This window comes from Sulfurimonas sp., assembly GCF_014859695.1.
Classification (GTDB): domain Bacteria; phylum Campylobacterota; class Campylobacteria; order Campylobacterales; family Sulfurimonadaceae; genus Sulfurimonas.
In genome coordinates, this window is record NZ_JACUTS010000040.1 from 1 (window position 1) to 17,414 (window position 17,414).

Genomic DNA, 17,414 nt, shown 5'->3' on the forward strand with positions numbered 1-17,414 from the left:
TTTTTAAATCCTAAACTTTAGGTCTCTTTGTTTGTGGAGGGGAATTATAGGGAAACATCGCTTATTTATTTCTTAAGTTTTTGAAGGATTGATAAAGACTTTAAATACAGCCAGTTCCTGCACTATTTAATACACACGCATACCCTGTTTCAGGTTCTATTGCTATTGCGACATTATCACTACCGTCTGTTAATGTAATCGTACATTGCGAATTCACTAACCTATCTGTTGCAGGATATGCCGATGAATAATTGTGAAAGGCACCTCTTAGTGGACGCCCTAAGTGATCAAATGCTATTCTAGTACTTCCAGACACACTGCAGCTTGTTGAAAACGCGACATTTGTTATGCCATATTTCTTTCCTATATTCAGCTCTTTAGTAACTCTTGAATCACTATACAGTATATAACTATACCCACCTGTTAAATATTTCGAACTATTTAATGGATTTTTTGCAATTTCAACAAAATCAGGATTTCCAGTACTGTCTCCAGCATTATCTGAAAATATAGAATAAGCCCAAGCACCTTCACTTCCATCTGTACTTGCAAAGAATATCTGCCATCTATCTTTATACCACTCTGAGTCAGCTGTATTAAGCCTATCATTAACCAGCGCCAAATGCTGCGTATATCTAATGTGAGAGACAACCTGTATAGCCGCTTCTTGAAGTTTATTAGATCCTATTCTAGGAATAATTACAGCAGCTAAAATCCCGATCACAACAATTACAAATACAAGTTCGAGCATAGTAAATGCTTTTTTCATACTAATCCAGTCAAATCTATTTGTTACAAGTATAGCAAAAAAAATATGAAAATCAGAAATAATTTTATTTTAAACTGGGTGTTGAAAGAGAATAGAGGATTATTCAAGGAGAGTTGCCTCCTTGAATTTAAAAAAGTGGATTATATTTTTTCTGCAACCTGAACATCATAAAGAATATCAGACATTGGATGTCTATACATCGGCATTGCAAGACGTTTTTCATCAAGTACATGCCCGATAAAACCTATGCTTCTTCCAACGATAAAGAATGAATTTAGAGTGCCGCTTGAGATAAACTCATTTATCTCCTCTTCGCTGTATCCGAGTGCTCTCCACATGTCAACCATCAAAATGCCGATAGTTCCATCTACGTTAAGAATTAGATTCTCTTTTTTAGATGTTGTCAACTGCTCAACAGTTAGTGCGTAATCTAAAAGCGGAGTAGCAGGGAAAGATTTAGCTGCATACTTTTTAAGACCCTCTACGCGTAAGTCAGGATTTTTAAGAGATTTAATTCTATGTCCGATTCCCGGAATTGGAATGCCCTCTTTTTTCATATGATTTAAAAATTCTGCAGGAGTCAGCTTGTTGTCATCTGCATACTTGAAGTACTGCGCAGCACCGTCAATTGCACCGCCGAATCTTGGTCCAATTGTTAAAAGACCTGTTACAAGAGATTCTACAACACTTTTGCCAGCACGTGCTGTAACTTTTGCATTGTGAGCACCTGAAACCGCAGGACCATGATCTGCAACTGTCTTGATAACAGTCTCAATAAAATCCGTAGCCCATTTTGGATACTGTTTTTTGAACCAAAGAAGTGATATAACATCACCGATTCCTTTTCCTGTGTCCGGAGTTGCAAGAGAGGAGATAGGGAAGCCTGCATATGTTGCCTCATCGCCTCTATCGTCAGAAATTGTACAGATAAACTCTTTGGATTTTCTCACGCTTGGGCATACATTGGTAGCCGGTTCTTTGATATCTTTTATAATACCCTCTGCGTGTAGCTCATGGTGAACGGCACTGATTATTTCCGGAAGATTGTTGAATGATGCAGGAACATGGATTCCAGCCTCTTTCATAGCCTTGTTTTTAGCTTCAGCCGTTTCCATGTCACCGTTCGCAGATGCACCCGCATGACCAAACTGCACGCCGCTGTCATAATACTTGGCAATAGTTCCGATACACCACGCGATAATCGGCTTTTTAATCTGTCCGTTTTTTACCGCTTCGATAACCTTGTATTCTTCAGTTCCGCCCACTTCGCCTAGAAGTAACATATATTTTACTTCAGGGTTTGCTTCCATTCTTAGAAGATTGTCAATGAAAACAGAACCTACAAATCTATCTCCGCCAATTGCTACACCCTCAGCAATACCATCAGCATTGATAGCAATAATGTTTGAAAGCTCATTAAAAAGACCGCCCGAACGAGTTACAAGTCCACATGAACCTGCACGGTGAAGTTTAGACTGAACTATGTTCTCAATTGTACCGCCGATATTTGCGATTTTAAATGCCCCCGGAGCGATACCACCAACTGTAGCAGGTCCGATAACAATAACATTTTTAGCTTTAGCTGTTGCATTCATCTTGCGTGCTAATCTCTCAGGAATACCCTCAGCCGTTACCATGATTGAAGTAAAACCGCCAAGTTCTAATGCTTCCATAGTCACATCGTATGCAGTTCTAAAAGATGCGAAGTTTAAAAGCACATCAGCTTGTGGCTGTGCTGCCTTTGCTTCTGCAGTACTTTTATATAGAGGAATCATAACCTCATCCGGTCCATAGAAAAACTTCTCAAATTTAGAGCTGCTTGTAGGTGCAACGATTGCAGCTACAGAGGGCTTATCTCTTTTTATTGTGTAGTCATAATCAAGCATTCTCTGAATAGCACTTGCATTGTTATTCCAAAAAATCGCCTGTGTGTCTCTTGTGTATAGTTGCGCCATCTCTAATCCTTACTTTGTTAATGCCATACGCACGATATCGGTAACATGCGTTTCAGGTCCGTAAACTTCAATATAAAGCCCTAGTCTATCCGCTGCCTCTTTAATATCTTTGAGACCTTTTTCATAGTTTGGTCCACCGCGTCTTACATAGATCTTGATGCCTACTTCTTTCATTTTATCTGCATAGTTATCAAACGCTTGAATAATGCCCGTAAAAGTTTTTGCAACATCAGTAAAGTTTGCAATAGCTCCACCGATAATAAGAACTTTATCTCTGCCCTTAGTATCTTTGCTTCTTGTCATAAGGTCTAAAATTGTCTCTGCATAAAATTTAGTTTCACTTGTAGTAGGTCCGCCTGAATACTCGCCGTAGTTAGCAAGGTCTTCGATTCCAGCCAAATCCGCAATAGTATCAGCGTAAACAACTGAAGCGCCGCCGCCTGCTACCATCGTCCAGATTCTAGCATCAGGTTTAAGTATAGTAAGTTTTAGTGAAGCACCTGATTTGCTGTCAGCATCTTCAATAGCTAAAACTTCAGGAGATTTCTCTTCCATGCCGAATGATGTAGGGTATTCAACATCGCCCCACTGCTCTCTCATCATAAATCCAGCAGTGTCGTCAAGTTTTGCAACCATATCTAAAAGTTCAACTTTTTTGCCCTGAAGAACAAACGGGTTAATCTCTAGGTATGCAAAGTTTAACTCTCTGTAAGCCTTAAAAAAGCCTATTGCAAACGTTGCGAATGCTTCTTTGTCTTTTGCTGCCACATCTTTAGGAATGCTTTTTTTGATTTTTGCAGCAATTTCCTCTTCTGTTGCAGTGATTGGGAATGCTACTTCTATAACCTTATCCCAATTCTCTTCAACTTCCATACCGCCCTCAGCAGACATGTAAAGAACATCGTCATCTCCGACACATGTAGCAGAGATGTAGTACTCCTCTTCTTGAGAGTGTGGAGTAAATGGCTCAACGATAAAATGAGTAAGCATGTCAACTTTTGCTTCGCCTGTCGGAGTGTCGCCGTCAAATGAAAAATAAACAGACTGTTTTTGGGAAGATTTTTCATCAATCCAAGATGCCGCTTTTGCTAAAGATACATCGCCTGGCTTAGCGTCTTTAAACAGAACCAAACCATTCTTTCCTCTTTTACCAAATAGCATATCTGGTTTAGCAACTAATGTTTTTTCTTTTAACCATTTTTTCTCTTTTGCAGCTTTAGTAAGTTCTGATCCGTTTTGAACCATAACCGTTTCGTATGCATAACTGAAATCTGGAAAATACTTATCCCAATGCTTAGCCAAAATTGACTTTGCGTCAAATTCTCTAATCGCTTTTTGAGCCATTGCAACTCCCTGTTTTTAATATTTATGAAATATTATCACATGTAAGGTAATCTGAAGGTATATATGAAGATTAAGTGGGAAATAGATTTAATTTATGTTTATTTTAGTAACATTTGCAGAGTAGACTACTCTATTTTTGTAACTTATCGTTACACTGTCCTGTTTTATGAAATCCGTAGAAATTTCTTCAAGCAAATAATTGTTGCATTTTGTTACACCGTAAAATTCTAATCTTTTTGACATCTTTGCATCTGTTTCAACACAGCTTATTCCCATGCTCTTAAGCTCTTGCGCCAGCTCTTTTGCAACATGCATCTTATATGAGAAGTGTTTTTTTGGTTTTTCTATTACATAATAAAGATATTTATTAAAAAAGACCGCTGAAGAGTTTATGAGAAGTAAAACAATCGATATAATAAATGCCAATCTGTAGTTCATTCTAAACATACTTAAACGTACTCTATAGGAGTGTTCAAAGGTTTGTGCAACCAGAGGAAGGCAGAGCATAACATAGGGAGCAAAGTACTCTATGGGCACACGTTGTCTAAAGGAGAGAAGAAGTGAAAAAAGAAGTGCAACGGTTGAGATAAACCACAACATATCCAGCTCTTTGGTTAGATACTTTCTGTATAACGTATAAAAAAGATAGATAAAGATAATTGGCGAAAAAATAGCTGCGTATATTCCGATGGAATCAAGAAAATAGCCCTTTGGAGAGCCGTGCGTATCGATACCGTAAATAAATAGCGATGATAAAAACATAAGCAGATTAAAGAGAAGAAACTTTTTATCTTTTTTATAGAGTGAATAAAAAACAAGCCCCATAAAAAGAGCAGCAAAACCACCATCGGCAAGCATATAGAAAAGTAGTAGAAGGTAGCTGTATTTTAGAGAATAATTTTCATAAATATATACAAACAGAAGAAGACCAAAGAGAATCAAACCCGCGCTGTTAACAATGATGGCTGAGCTTATCACTCCTGGCAAGAGAATAAAAATGATAAGAAGCCAGAGCCTATTTCTTTGAACTTTTATGTAGTTTTTTGATATGTCATACAACAGCACAGCGCTCAAGATATGCAGAAGTATCATAGGAGAGCGCAGCGCAAAATCATTTTGACCAAAGAGCGTAATTGAGCTATTAACTAAAAGCTGCAGGAAAGAGAAGTTACCCCTTAAAATCTCGGCTTCGTTGTAGGAGATAGAGAGCTCTCCTATTTGTAAGGCAAGCCATAGCGCATCTAATCCTATAATTAAGAAAAAGATGTTTCTGTTACTCATAATTTTAAAAAGTTTCCTATTATCTCATGACCATACTCACTCATGATGGATTCGGGATGAAACTGAACACCGTAAATATCTTTGTCTTTTACCTTAAGCGCCATTATCTCATCATCATCCGTGCTGTATGCGGTCGGTTCTATGGTATCGGGAAGAGAATTTTTATCCACTATCAAAGAGTGATATCTGGTTGCGATAAACTCTTGCGGAATATCTTTAAATATCTCGCACTCTTTTGTACGCTTCATGGTAGATGTTTTGCCGTGCATCATATTTTTGGCGCGAACAACTTTTGCTCCAAAAGCCTGTGCAATACTTTGATGCCCCAAACAGATGCCTAAAATAGGCACTTTGTCTTTAAAGTGTTCAATCACTTTTAGCGTAACACCCGCATCATCCGGAGTTGCGGGACCAGGGGAAATTATGATTTTTTCGGGCTTTAATGCCTCTATCTCTTCAACACTCAATTCGTCATTTCTAATTATCTTAAGGTCAGCCCCCAGCTCTCTGCAATACTGAACGATATTGTAGGTAAAGCTGTCATAATTATCAATCATTAAAATCATAATTTATCCTAAATTCAATTGCGTGCATTATATCGCTTTTGCTCTTTTGTGTTACTTATTTAATTTATTGAATCTCTTTTTTGTTTGTCAGCTGCTGCAGGTAGTTTGAGATATTGATCAAAGAAAACGTAACCAAAAATATCATAAGACCGGGGAAAAAACTAACCCACCATGCAATCTCAACAACATCTTTTCCGCTGCTAAGAATCGTACCCCAGCTCATCTGGGGCGCTACGATGCCAAGACCTAAAAAACTAAGCCCCGACTCTGCTAAAATCGCACCGCCTACTCCAAAGGTGAAGCTGACAAAATATATGGGAGCCAAAAGCGGGGCGTAATATTTGAAGAGTATTTTAAGCTTGTTTACCTTTGCGATGTTTAGTATTTTTATGTAGGGTTGAGAGGTTATGCTAAAGCTCTCTGAGCGGATAAGTCTTGCCGTTGTCATCCAGCCGGTTATTGAGATAATAAGAATCAAAACAAGGGCCGATGCATTTACATAACTTACTAGTGCTAGAAGAAGAAAGAAGGTCGGAAAGGTCAAAAACAAATCAACTAAAACAACGAAGCCTTTGTCGACTGTTCCCCGAAAATAGCCTGCCATGGAACCCAAAATCAGACCTATTAAAGAGGCAATAAAAGCACTGCCTACGCCGATAATAAGCGAGACCTTTCCTCCCTCGATAAGTCTGGCCAAAATATCCCTGCCCAGCCTGTCCGTGCCCAAAAGATGTTCCAATGAAGGGGGAATTAAAATGGCGTCACTATTTAACGAATAGGCATCAACCGAGTAAAAAAAGGAGCCAAAAAAAGAGAATACAAAAACAAACAGAAGTATAAATATACTGAATTTCGCCATCTATGAGTTACTGTTTGATTCCAAGGAGTGTCTGCATCATCTGATCAACCGTAGTAATAATCTTTGAAGCCGCACCGTATGCCGTCTGGTACTTTATAAGATTTGTCAGCTCTTCGTCTATACTTACTTTTGAGATAGAAGAGTACTCCAATTCTGTAGCATTGTATTGTGCCGAAATAGTCTGATTGTTTAAAATTGCCTGATTTGTTGTAACACCGACTTCAGTAGCGATAACATCAAACATGCCATAAACAGTCGATTTATAAACTGCGTTTCCAACATTAAAGTCATACACTTCAAACTGTTGCTGAATCATATCCATAGCCAACCTATTATCTCCGGTTACAGTCGATTTGCCCGCAGATATAGCTGTCGTATTCTCTTTTAGTTTAAAACTCAAATCAATATCTTTTGCATTGCTTCCGTCAAAAAATCTATTGAGCCCCAAAGCTCCTGCAAAGTTTGAACCGGTACTAAAATCTCCGTTTGTCAAATTGTCTTCTATTGCAAATGCATACCCTTTTGCCGCATATGCAGGATCCATAATAAACTCTACCGCATTATTTCCATCGAGATATGTAGCCCAATTAAACTGCAAAAAGTCGTCAATATCGTTGTTTGCATTTCCATCACTATTGTCATCGCCCTGTGCGCTTAACTGTCCCTCTATTGAATTGGAACCCGTAGCACCGCTCATAGAAGTTGCTGAATCTATATTGATCGTTCTTCTTGCTGTTACATTTCCATCTATGTCATACATGACAACATCAAAAGACCCTTTTTTTATGTTGAGAGAAGAATTGACTAGCGATTGAGTGTTATTAAGAGTTAGAGCATTTGACTCCATCTTGGTAGTAGAGGTCGCTGCATAGAGGTTGTTTGTTGACTCTATAAGCGTGTTAGCAAAAGCGTCCATCTGATCTATAACTTGTTGCAGCACACCGTTACTTGGCACGCCCGTGTTATCATCGAGTCTCTTGTCTCCTCTGAGGTCTAAGATTGCGCCTATTCTGCCGCCTTGGATACTCTCGTCCATGGAAATAAGTACGCCGTCTTGTCTCTCATAAGAGAGCTCATAAAATCCGTTAGGGTTATTGTCGCTTGAAATATGTATGGGATGGAACGAGCCCCCATCAACTATATTAAAGCCGTTAACGCTTAATGTATAACTTCCATACCCTTCATTTGATGAACTATCAATTGCCGAGTTTGAGGTAATTTTCTCAATATGCGACTCCGCCCCTATAAGTTTAGCAAGTCTTAACTCAATAGAACTTCTTTTATCTCTTAAGTCATTAGCGGTATAAGCATCACCTGCTTCGGCTATTTCAATAGATTTATTAACACCGGCAAGCTCCTCTGCCAAAGCATTTACCTCTTTAACATTTACAGACAACTGTTCGTTAATGCTTTTTTGAAGGTTTACAATTTTGTTTTGAATTGCTGTTATGCTTGCTGAGAGAGTCTCTGTCTGCTTTGCAAGTGCCACTTTCATAGCATCATTATCAGGATTGTCTGAAAATGTCTGCCAAACATTGTAATACTCTTTTAAATCAGACTTTATACCGACATCATCTATCTCCGGAAAGTAAGTAGAGAGCTCTTGCAGCGTAGTTTTTGTAAAATCTGAATACTCTTTATCAGATGAAATTCCAGTATATCTATCATAAACAAAATTGTCAAATATGCGTGAAATATCCATTATTTGGGTGCCGTTGCCCACGTTTCCGGCTGCACTATATATCGGTGTAGCAGCTGCCGTTACGACTCTTTGTCTGGTGTAACCGTCGCTCTCGGCATTAGTGATATTATGACTGGTAGTACTTACGCCCACTTGCGCTGCTGAAAGTCCGCTGTAGCCGATATTTAAAGTATTGAATAGTGAGCTCATATTACACTCTCACTTTCAATATAGTCGAATCTTTCGAAGCAACTCTATTGTAACCGTGCATCTCTGTAGGAATTAAATTTTCTAAAAATGTATTGTAGAGATTACTGACGGCAAGCACAAGCTTTGCATAGCGCTTGTTGATAGCGTGAAGATTTGTCAACTCAACTTTGAGCTCATTTAACATGACATGCTGCTCTTCATTTAAAAGTTCAGTCAACTTTACGTCTGGATGAAGACGCACGTGAGCGGAAATCTCATGGTCTATCATGGCTTTTTTTGATTCAAAACTCTTCAGCTTCTCCTCTTTTAATTTCAATCTATCAAACTGAGGATTGTGATTTGCCACCTGAATATCTTCTATATCCGACTCCGTAATTTTTATTAAATCTCTTAAGTCGTTTATAGCGCTTTTTAAATGATAGCTCAACATGGCACAATCCTTATTTGTTTGAATTAAATCTACATCAACTCTTCAGCTATCTTCTCTGAAAGAGTTTGTAGATTTATTTTATATTCGCCGGACTCAAGAGCCTCTTTTATCCGTTCGACCTTACTTGTATCACCCTGCTGTGAAACAGTCGTAGAAGTCTTCTTTAAAACTTCCTTCTCTTCGTCTAGAGTCTTTGTGTAAGCGGCGCGAACACCGACTTGATTAACTTGTGAAATCATAACTCATCCTTTTTGTCTTCTTATCAATACAACCATATCGACAAAAACAGATAAAATATTAGCTCTTTTACTTCTTCTCTAAAGAAAGTTTTTGCAAAGCAAAACCGCATTTGCTACTTTTGACTTAAAAAGTCATAAAGCATTTGAGAAAAACCAAATCCTCCGGCACTTGCCTTTGCAAGCTCCTCTCTGTACATGGATTTATATATCTTGTCACCCGGATCATTCGCCTCGGAAAAAAGATTTTTTTCATCCTTCATGGCATCATCCATCAACATTTTTAAAATAACGGACTCAAAAGCATCGGTCTGCTCTCTTAATTTTGCATCATCCACTTTTGGGTCAATCTTAGGAAGTTGATGTTGCTGGGGTATATATTGCGTATCTATGTTCATCCTCTATCCTTATATTAGTTTCAGCTCAGCTGAGATGCTTCCCGCACTCTTTATAGCCTCTAAAATTGAGATAATATCTTTTGGTGTAGCCCCGAGTTTTTGCAAAGAACGAACCAGATTTGCCACGGTCGTACTTCCAGTTTTTGTATATAATTCGTTCTCATTGAGCCCGATAACCATGTTGTCATCAACACTCATTGAACCTGCCGGTCTGCTTAGTTCATCTTGCTCGGTAATTTTAATTGTTATATCGCCGTGTGTCATGACTATGGGTCTTATCTCTATGCCGACTCCCGATATTATGGTTCCCGTTCTCTCATTTATAACAATTCTGTCTTTTACATTGTAGTCCATGTCTATCTCTTGAACCTCTGCTAAAAACTCCACCATACTCTTGTTTTGCGGTTTTTTTAGTTTAATGGTCCTTGAGTCCATAGCTACGGCGACTTGTGTGCTGTAGAGCTCATTGAGAGTTTTTTGGATTGTTACGCTGTTTTGAAAGTTGGCATCTTTAAGCGATAGCGTTATAAACTCTTGGCTATGGAGGTCGATGCTAATCTCTCTCTCAACCAAACCGCCGTTATAAATCAGACCTGCCGTCGGGTGAGAATCCCCTCCACCCTGTCCATTTCTGCCGCCTATACTGACAGCACCTTGAGCAAGTGCATATATCTTGCCATCAACTCCTTTTAAAGGGGTCATAAGGAGTGTTCCACCCTCGAGTGATTTTGCATCTCCAATGGATGAAACGGTTATATTTAACTTATCACCCTGTCTCGCAAAAGGAGCAAGCTCTGCCGTTACAACGACCGCCGCAACGTTTTTTGACTTTATATCTATAGAGTTCATATCTATATTCATAGCTTTTAGCATGTTTGCAATTGACTGGAGCGTAAATTTTGAAGTTGTACCGTCACCGGTTTTTTGCAGACCCACAACCAACGAGTAACCGATCAGATGGTTGTCTCTAACGCCTACGATATTGGCGACATCGCTTATCTTAGCGGCATAAACAATGGTAATGCTAAGTAAAAATAAAATAATTGTTCTCATCGCTAATCCTTGGAATATTAACGATATAACAGCAATATCTATTCCAATTTACTCACTGATGTTACGCACTAAAACGAACGCGTCCGTTTTAGTGGCAGGGACAGATGTCCCTACAACCCCCTTGTCATGGAGTATGCCATTGGTTAGCATACCTAAAAGCTACGAAAAACTTTGTTTTTCGAGAACTACAAAGTATTTTACGCACTATATAGATAGGTTAAAGAGGTGTTTCCGAATTTTTTAGATTTTTTTATTGTGTAAGCGCCGATGTTTTGAGGAATATCCAGAGTACTCATGTGCTCTATTATGATGAGTTTCACACACTCACTCGGCAGAGAAGCGATAAGAGCGATGGTTTTGTCATATATATCCTCCATCCCCTCTCTTGTGCTAAAGGGAGGGTCGATGTAAAAATATGCCTCTTCATTTTTTCTCTGCAGTGATTTTACGACAGTTGCTATATTTGAGAATGTGTCGCCGCTATAAACTTCGCATGCAGATGGATCCGTCTGTGCGATGTTTTCTTTTAGAACCTTTAGCGCTTCACGGTCTTTCTCCATAAAGATGACCTTTTTTGCGCCGCGGCTAAGCGCTTCAAGACCTATGGAGCCGCTTCCTGAGAAGAGTTCTACAAAGGTAGAGTCTATTATCTCAAACTGCAAAGTGTTAAAAAAAGACTCAAGCACTATCGCTTTTGAGCTTCTTGTCGTTGTTTTTGAGGGGAGTTTTAAGGTTTTGTTTTTAAATTTTCCCGATACTATTTTTTTGACTATGGCGTTACTTTTCATAAAATGCACGAACCACCTTTAAAATATTTGCCTGATACTCTTTCGTAAGAGATTCTATGCGCTTTTGCAAAATATCAAAATCAAGAGACTCATCTTCCAAAAGCTCTTCTTCAATCTTTGTCTTATTCAAGCTTTTGTATCTCTTTTCCAACGCCAAAATAAGCTGTGACTTTGAAAACGGTTTTAGCAGATCTGCCTCTTTAGCACTTGAGATATAAAAACATCTCTCATCATCAAAGCACTTTACATCCCTGATAAGAATGTCGCAATTTTTAATGGAGCTGAGATATTTGCCCAAGAAAAGTTCTAATGATTTTTGCATCAACGGTGATTTGCATTCAATAGCTACTCTCAAAAGACTCCTTCATTTTTTAATTTGAAGTATAGCATATCAACCATGTAAATATCTTTTGAGGGTATACTTCAAATCTTCATCCAAATCGACAATATTTACAAGCATCCACTCCAGATAGCCTCTGTCACACATACTTATCTCCTCTATGTACCTTCCACTGTATTTTCCAAAATCAAACTTCTGCATAAGCACGTTTTTTTGGCTTAGTTCAACCAATATATCATGCTCTTTTATCTGGGCTAAACACTCATAAAGAAGCTTTACATGCAGAGCATCGCTAAGCGCATTATGCGGCATTAAACCTCTCTCTTGCAGAGCATATTTCAGCGCCTCTTTTTGTTCATCTCTGTAAAGCTTTAACTCATATCTCAAAAACTGCAAAGAGAACCCTTCGCACTCTGGCATAAGGTGTTTTGTGACTCTTAGCGTATCGACTGTTTTACCATGCCAGACGAATCCTGCGGACTCAAGCATCTTAAGGTCAAAGTTTATATTGTGTGCGATGAGAGTAACATCTTCTTGGTTGTGTTCATGCAGAAATTTCCACGCCTTGCTCTCTTTAAGGGGCGGTTTGTCTTTAAGCATCTCGTTTGTAATATGGTTTATACTTGAAGCTTTTGGAGGAATTTTTTTGCCCTCATTTACGAGCTCATATATAGGAGTGGCTTCATCGCCAAAAACTCCGATTATTCCTATGGAGCAGATTTTATCGCCGCTCTCTAAACCGGTTGTCTCCAAATCCAAAAATATTAACATGTGAGGATCTTTATTTTTTTACATTTGGAGCTTAAGATGATGAATGAGAAGTAACCGCTAAAGAGAATAAAACCATAGAGCCAGTAGATATTAAACCACTCAAAAAGTCCACTATATGAGGTAAAAAGATTTGTATATACAAGAGCTAAAATCATAACGGAACCAACTAGCCAGATAAGCAGCATAAGCCATTTTCGCCAAACTTTTACCAAATCTCCATAGCCTATAACCTCTACTATGCTGCTGCCATCGCATGTTAAAAGCTTGAGTTCAAAACCGTTTATACAGCTGTTGAAAATATACTTCAGCCCTCGAAAAAGTGCGAGTAAGATTGTAAAAGACCACAAAACGGGAAACCAAAATCTAAATATATCAAAAAGCGCCACCGTTATTTCGGGCGTCAACTCCGGCAACCCTCTTGAGATGTAGATAAATAGCGTTACTGCAAATGAGAATAAAGCAGCAAAAAAAATGCTACAAACTGTCAGACGCACAGCCCATCTAAACCAAAGAAGTATGTAAAATCTACTCATCTGTTTTAAAAGTTTCTAACATTCCATGGTAGTGTTCAAGCGTCATGAAACTTTTCTCAAACCTAAAGCGTATGATGAACTCTACTATTTTGTTCTTTAGCGTCTCATCGACATTTTGTGCTTTTCCAAAGTAGCCCAAGGAGACATTTTTGCTCTTTATCACGGCATCTTTGTCATATCCGATTGCAAGTATCTGAAGATATTTACCCTTTTTTATCTCACCCAGACTTTCACTAAGAAGCGAGGCTCCTGAGAGGTTTATAGCTTTAAAAAGGAAGAGTTCACTGAACTCCTCGACTTTTTCATTGATGTGAAGTTCATTGTATAGAGCTTGGAGCAGAACCAAATTCTCTTTTCTGGCACGCTCATAACTAGAGATTTTATTTGTTATACTTTTTAGTCTATCTAAAGCTGAACTCATCACTATTCCTCTGTTTACTTAAGGTGATTATACCAAAAAGCAAAACTATTTTAGGTATAATCACCCACTTTAAAGACAAAGACTAACATGGATTATTTACAGATTAAAAAAGCTTCCTCTCTGTATGGAGAGATAAAAATTTCCGGTGCCAAAAATGCCTCTTTACCGCTTATTGCGATGAGTATACTTGCGAAAAACAGCGTAACTATAAAAAATCTTCCGCATGTTGCAGATATAAACACTCTCTTAAAACTCCTCTCAAACCTAGGCGCAGAGTGCTCCTCATCATGGAGCGAAGAGGGAAATGTAACAACGGTTGACACATCAACTCTTACCCAAACAAAAGCGACATACGATATTGTCAAAACAATGCGCGCTTCCATACTTGTTCTGGGACCTATTTTAGCTAGATTTGGACACTGTGAAGTTTCACTTCCGGGTGGATGCGCCATAGGACAGAGACCTGTAGATTTGCATCTCAAAGCACTTGAACAAATGGGCGCAGTCATAAATATTGAAGCAGGTTACATACATGCAACTGCTCCCGATGGACTCAAAGGGTGCGAGATTATTTTTGACAAGATAACCGTAACCGGCACCGCAAATATTGTTATGGCGGCGGCACTTGCAGAGGGCATAACAACCATTACAAATGCAGCAAGAGAACCTGAGGTCGTACAACTTTGTGAAATTCTAAACGCAAACGGCGTTAAAATCGATGGAATTGGAACTGCCATGTTAACCGTCTATGGAACGGCGGGAAAACTATTAAACATTGAACCTTTTAGCGTTATTCCAGACCGTATTGAAGCAGGAACCTACCTCTGCGCCGCGGCAATAACCAGATCAGAACTCACTCTAAGAGACGTAAATGCCAAACATTTAGGCTCTGTTCTCTCAAAACTTCAAGAGATGGGAAGCAAATTTACAATAACACAAAATGAAATAACCATTCACCCCTCAGAAGTTATCAAACCTGTAAAGATAGTCACTCAGGAGTACCCGGCATTTCCAACCGACATGCAGGCGCAATTTTTGGTGCTTGCAACACAGGCGGAAGGAACTTCCATCATAGAAGAGAGACTTTTTGAAAATAGGTTTATGCATGTAAGCGAGCTTCAAAGAATGGGCGCAAATATTTCACTAAACGGCAATGTGGCAACCGTAAACGGAAAGTCAAAACTAAGCGGAACTGATGTTATGGCAACCGACCTAAGAGCCTCTAGTGCGCTTGTTCTGGCAGGTCTTGTGGCCGAGGGGATAACCAATGTTCATCGTATCTATCATCTTGACAGAGGTTACGACTCTCTAGAGGTGAAGTTGCAAAATGTTGGAGCGGATATAGAGAGACTTAAAGAGCCGGTGGTATAGTCTGATCAATCTTCAAAGATTATCATCTCATAGATGCTCTTTTTAGTCACAAGAGCCTTGTCATTGGAGACCGTTTGAGAGTTTCTAGCTTTTAAAAGATCATTTTTAAGCTCTTTTATGTCTTGCTCCATATTCTCTACATTCTCTTTGAGTCTTAAAATAACATCGACACCTGCCAAATTTACGCCGAGTTCACGCGTAAGCCTCAAAATCAATTTAATCCTATCTATATCTTTTTGCGAGTAGAGTCTTATTTTACCGCTAGATCTTGAAGGGGTTATAAGATTTTCTCTCTCATACTGTCTTAGAGTTTGCGGATGTATATCCAAAACTTTTGCAACAATGCTAATCAAATATATCGGTTCGTCGTAATGATGTATCATGTTTTACTCCTTTGGCAGTTTTTCTTTCATTAATTCTACCAACTTTTCGTCCAAATCTTCAACTTTTGGTAAAACTATATTTGCTTCAAGATAGAGATTTCCGCGCTCTTTTGTCTTTCTATTCATCGCACCCATCTCTTTTACACGGAATCTCTGTCCGTTTTTGGTATTTTGAGGAATTTTCAACTTAATCTCTTTTTCCAAAGTCTCAACAGATATTTTCTCTCCAAAGAGTGCCGCATAAAGAGGAACATCAAACTTTTTAATCAAATCGTCATCCACTCTAGTGTATTCAGGGTTGGAAGCAACATTTATGCTTAAAAAAAGATCCCCTGCTCTGCCGCCTTGTGCATGCCCTTTTCCTTTTACGCGCATCTTCTCGCCGCTTTTTACGCCTGCTGGAATTTTGATGTCAAATCTCTCTCCATTTACCGAAATCGAATGAGAGCCGCCTAAAATAGAGACTATAAAAGGTATTGTGACACTTGTCTCTATATCTAGATTTTGTTGTTGCTGTTGCGAAAACCCGCCGCCAAAGCCTCTGTTGCTAAATCCGCCGCCACCGCTAAAACCGCCAAAACCTCCGCCTGAAAACATGCTTTTTAAAATCTCATCCAAATCGGCTTGTCCGCCGCCGTAAGATTTCGAGAAGTCGTGGAAATTTTGCCCGCCGAACATACTGTCCCCGTGCGCGTCATACTGTGCTTTTTTTTGCTTGTCGCTAAGTATTTCATACGCGGCGTTTATCTCTTTAAACTTCTCCTCCGCATCTTTATCTTTGTTTATATCCGGATGGTACTGTCTTGCTAATTTTCTATATGCTTTTTTTATCTCTGCTTCGCTTGCATTTTCAGAAACCTCTAATGTTTCATATAAAGATTTACTCATTATTATCTTCCTAAAATTTATATTATTGTTTTTATTAAGCGAAATTATATCATAAGAGTTGAGTCAAAGTCAATCAACTTTAAACAGATTTTCTTAGCTTCTCTATTCTATCTTCAAGCGATGGGTGCGTGCTAAAGAGCGCCATTAGCCCTTTGCCGTATATTCCAAAACACTTTATCTGCTCAGGTAGATGCGGCTCCTCTTTTGAGCGTGCAAGAGCCTGCAGAGCAGCTATCATATTCTCTCTGCTAGAGAGGTATGCGCCAGCCTCATCCGCTCTGTACTCTCTGTATCTTGAAAATGCCATAACTATCATCATTGCCAAAACACCCAAAACCATCTCGGCTAAAATGGTTGCTGCCATGTAGCCGATGCCGACTCTATCGCTTCTGTTTTTTAAAATTACCCTGTCAACAACGTAGCCTATAATACGGGCGAAAAAGATAACAAATGTATTAACAACGCCCTGCAAAAGTGTTAGCGTAACCATATCTCCATTTGCGACATGCCCAATCTCATGCCCCAAAACCGCCTCTACTTCTCTTTGGTTCATGCTTCTTAAAAGCCCGCGGCTAACTGCCACCAAAGCCTCATTTTTAAAAGCCCCCGTTGCAAAAGCGTTTGGACTCATATCTTCAAATATTGCAACTTCGGGCATCTTAATGCCCGCTTTTGCCGACATCTTCGCCACACTGTCCATAAGCCATAACTCCTCTTGATTTGTAGGATTTGTTATCGCCAAAGCACCAACCGCCCTCTTTGCCATCTGCTTAGACATCAACAAAGATATGATAGAGCCTGCAAAACCGACAACCAGCGAGAAGAGAAAAAGAGAGCCTAAATCAAGCCCGTTCTCATTCAAAAATTTATTTAATCCGAAAATATTAACGATAATGCTTATGACGACTATTACAGCCAAGTTCGCAGCCAAGAAAAGTCCGACTCTTTTAAACATTTTTCTTCCTAGTTTTATTTTTTAAAATTATAGTTTAAGATGGCTTAATGAGAATACTATCTTGACAAAGTGCAATATTATATGGGATAATGGTCCTCTTTAGGGCAAAAAAATTTATACTTAATATCTCAACTTTCGCACCTAATTTACCAAAAAAACAATCCAAAAGTATTGCACTAAAG

20 protein-coding genes are annotated in these 17,414 nt (G+C 38.9%); 1 reads left to right on the forward strand and 19 read right to left on the reverse strand.

Annotated features, from left to right (window positions below; genetic code table 11):
- Positions 1-100 precede the first annotated feature (100 nt).
- The 16 genes from IBX42_RS07835 to IBX42_RS07910 all read right to left on the reverse strand — a co-directional run bounded on the left by IBX42_RS07835 (position 101) and on the right by IBX42_RS07910 (position 13,635).
- On the reverse strand, positions 101-769 hold the full coding sequence (locus IBX42_RS07835) for a type II secretion system protein (RefSeq protein WP_294931312.1): 669 nt from the start codon (positions 767-769) through the stop codon (positions 101-103).
- A gap of 140 nt (positions 770-909) precedes the next feature.
- On the reverse strand, positions 910-2,724 hold the full coding sequence (locus tag IBX42_RS07840) for a citrate/2-methylcitrate synthase (RefSeq protein WP_294931315.1): 1,815 nt from the start codon (positions 2,722-2,724) through the stop codon (positions 910-912).
- Positions 2,725-2,733: 9 nt separating this feature from the next.
- Complete coding sequence (locus tag IBX42_RS07845) at positions 2,734-4,068, reverse strand: ATP citrate lyase citrate-binding domain-containing protein (RefSeq protein WP_294931318.1); 1,335 nt, start codon at positions 4,066-4,068, stop codon at positions 2,734-2,736.
- An 87-nt stretch (positions 4,069-4,155) separates the two neighbouring features.
- On the reverse strand, positions 4,156-5,349 hold the full coding sequence (locus IBX42_RS07850) for a hypothetical protein (protein WP_294931322.1): 1,194 nt from the start codon (positions 5,347-5,349) through the stop codon (positions 4,156-4,158).
- Positions 5,346-5,915, reverse strand: a complete 570-nt coding sequence (locus IBX42_RS07855; protein ID WP_294931325.1) for an aminodeoxychorismate/anthranilate synthase component II — start codon at positions 5,913-5,915, stop codon at positions 5,346-5,348. Before IBX42_RS07855 ends, IBX42_RS07850 begins: the two co-directional genes overlap by 4 nt.
- A 64-nt stretch (positions 5,916-5,979) precedes the next feature.
- Positions 5,980-6,774 carry an ABC transporter permease gene (locus IBX42_RS07860; RefSeq protein WP_294931328.1) on the reverse strand — a complete coding sequence of 265 codons (795 nt, stop codon included), beginning with the start codon at positions 6,772-6,774 and terminating at the stop codon, positions 5,980-5,982.
- A 7-nt stretch (positions 6,775-6,781) separates the two neighbouring features.
- The gene (gene flgK, locus IBX42_RS07865) at positions 6,782-8,665 is read right to left on the reverse strand and encodes a flagellar hook-associated protein FlgK (RefSeq protein ID WP_294931331.1); all 1,884 of its coding nucleotides are present in this window, start codon (positions 8,663-8,665) and stop codon (positions 6,782-6,784) included.
- A gap of 1 nt (position 8,666) precedes the next feature.
- Complete coding sequence (locus IBX42_RS07870; protein ID WP_294931334.1) at positions 8,667-9,095, reverse strand: hypothetical protein; 429 nt, start codon at positions 9,093-9,095, stop codon at positions 8,667-8,669.
- A gap of 29 nt (positions 9,096-9,124) precedes the next feature.
- Positions 9,125-9,334 carry a flagellar biosynthesis anti-sigma factor FlgM gene (locus tag IBX42_RS07875; RefSeq protein WP_294931336.1) on the reverse strand — a complete coding sequence of 70 codons (210 nt, stop codon included), beginning with the start codon at positions 9,332-9,334 and terminating at the stop codon, positions 9,125-9,127.
- 113 nt (positions 9,335-9,447) lie between these two features.
- Positions 9,448-9,729, reverse strand: a complete 282-nt coding sequence (locus tag IBX42_RS07880; protein WP_294931339.1) for a rod-binding protein — start codon at positions 9,727-9,729, stop codon at positions 9,448-9,450.
- A gap of 9 nt (positions 9,730-9,738) precedes the next feature.
- Positions 9,739-10,782: a flagellar basal body P-ring protein FlgI gene (locus IBX42_RS07885; RefSeq protein WP_294931341.1), complete on the reverse strand. Its 1,044-nt coding sequence runs from the start codon at positions 10,780-10,782 to the stop codon at positions 9,739-9,741.
- 197 nt (positions 10,783-10,979) lie between these two features.
- Complete coding sequence (gene rsmD / locus IBX42_RS07890) at positions 10,980-11,570, reverse strand: 16S rRNA (guanine(966)-N(2))-methyltransferase RsmD (protein WP_294931344.1); 591 nt, start codon at positions 11,568-11,570, stop codon at positions 10,980-10,982.
- Positions 11,560-11,925 carry a hypothetical protein gene (locus tag IBX42_RS07895; RefSeq protein ID WP_294931347.1) on the reverse strand — a complete coding sequence of 122 codons (366 nt, stop codon included), beginning with the start codon at positions 11,923-11,925 and terminating at the stop codon, positions 11,560-11,562. Before IBX42_RS07895 ends, rsmD begins: the two co-directional genes overlap by 11 nt.
- 36 nt (positions 11,926-11,961) lie before the next feature.
- Positions 11,962-12,681 carry an exonuclease domain-containing protein gene (locus IBX42_RS07900; protein WP_294931350.1) on the reverse strand — a complete coding sequence of 240 codons (720 nt, stop codon included), beginning with the start codon at positions 12,679-12,681 and terminating at the stop codon, positions 11,962-11,964.
- Entirely contained in the window at positions 12,675-13,214 is a 540-nt protein-coding gene (locus tag IBX42_RS07905) for a hypothetical protein (protein ID WP_294931353.1), read from the reverse strand. Before IBX42_RS07905 ends, IBX42_RS07900 begins: the two co-directional genes overlap by 7 nt.
- Entirely contained in the window at positions 13,207-13,635 is a 429-nt protein-coding gene (locus IBX42_RS07910; RefSeq protein ID WP_294931355.1) for a hypothetical protein, read from the reverse strand. Before IBX42_RS07910 ends, IBX42_RS07905 begins: the two co-directional genes overlap by 8 nt.
- An 87-nt stretch (positions 13,636-13,722) precedes the next feature.
- Here IBX42_RS07910 and murA point away from each other — a divergent pair, with 87 nt between their 5' ends.
- The gene (gene murA / locus IBX42_RS07915; RefSeq protein ID WP_294931358.1) at positions 13,723-15,006 is read left to right on the forward strand and encodes a UDP-N-acetylglucosamine 1-carboxyvinyltransferase; all 1,284 of its coding nucleotides are present in this window, start codon (positions 13,723-13,725) and stop codon (positions 15,004-15,006) included.
- 5 nt (positions 15,007-15,011) lie between these two features.
- On the opposite strand, the gene IBX42_RS07920 is transcribed toward murA, so the two are convergent.
- The 3 genes from IBX42_RS07920 to htpX form a co-directional block, all read right to left on the reverse strand.
- Positions 15,012-15,389: a helix-turn-helix transcriptional regulator gene (locus IBX42_RS07920; protein WP_294931361.1), complete on the reverse strand. Its 378-nt coding sequence runs from the start codon at positions 15,387-15,389 to the stop codon at positions 15,012-15,014.
- Between the two features lie 3 nt (positions 15,390-15,392).
- A complete protein-coding gene (locus tag IBX42_RS07925) occupies positions 15,393-16,277 on the reverse strand; it encodes a DnaJ C-terminal domain-containing protein (protein ID WP_294931364.1) in 885 nt (294 codons plus the stop codon).
- A gap of 79 nt (positions 16,278-16,356) precedes the next feature.
- A complete protein-coding gene (gene htpX, locus IBX42_RS07930; RefSeq protein ID WP_294931367.1) occupies positions 16,357-17,232 on the reverse strand; it encodes a protease HtpX in 876 nt (291 codons plus the stop codon).
- Positions 17,233-17,414: the final 182 nt, after the last annotated feature.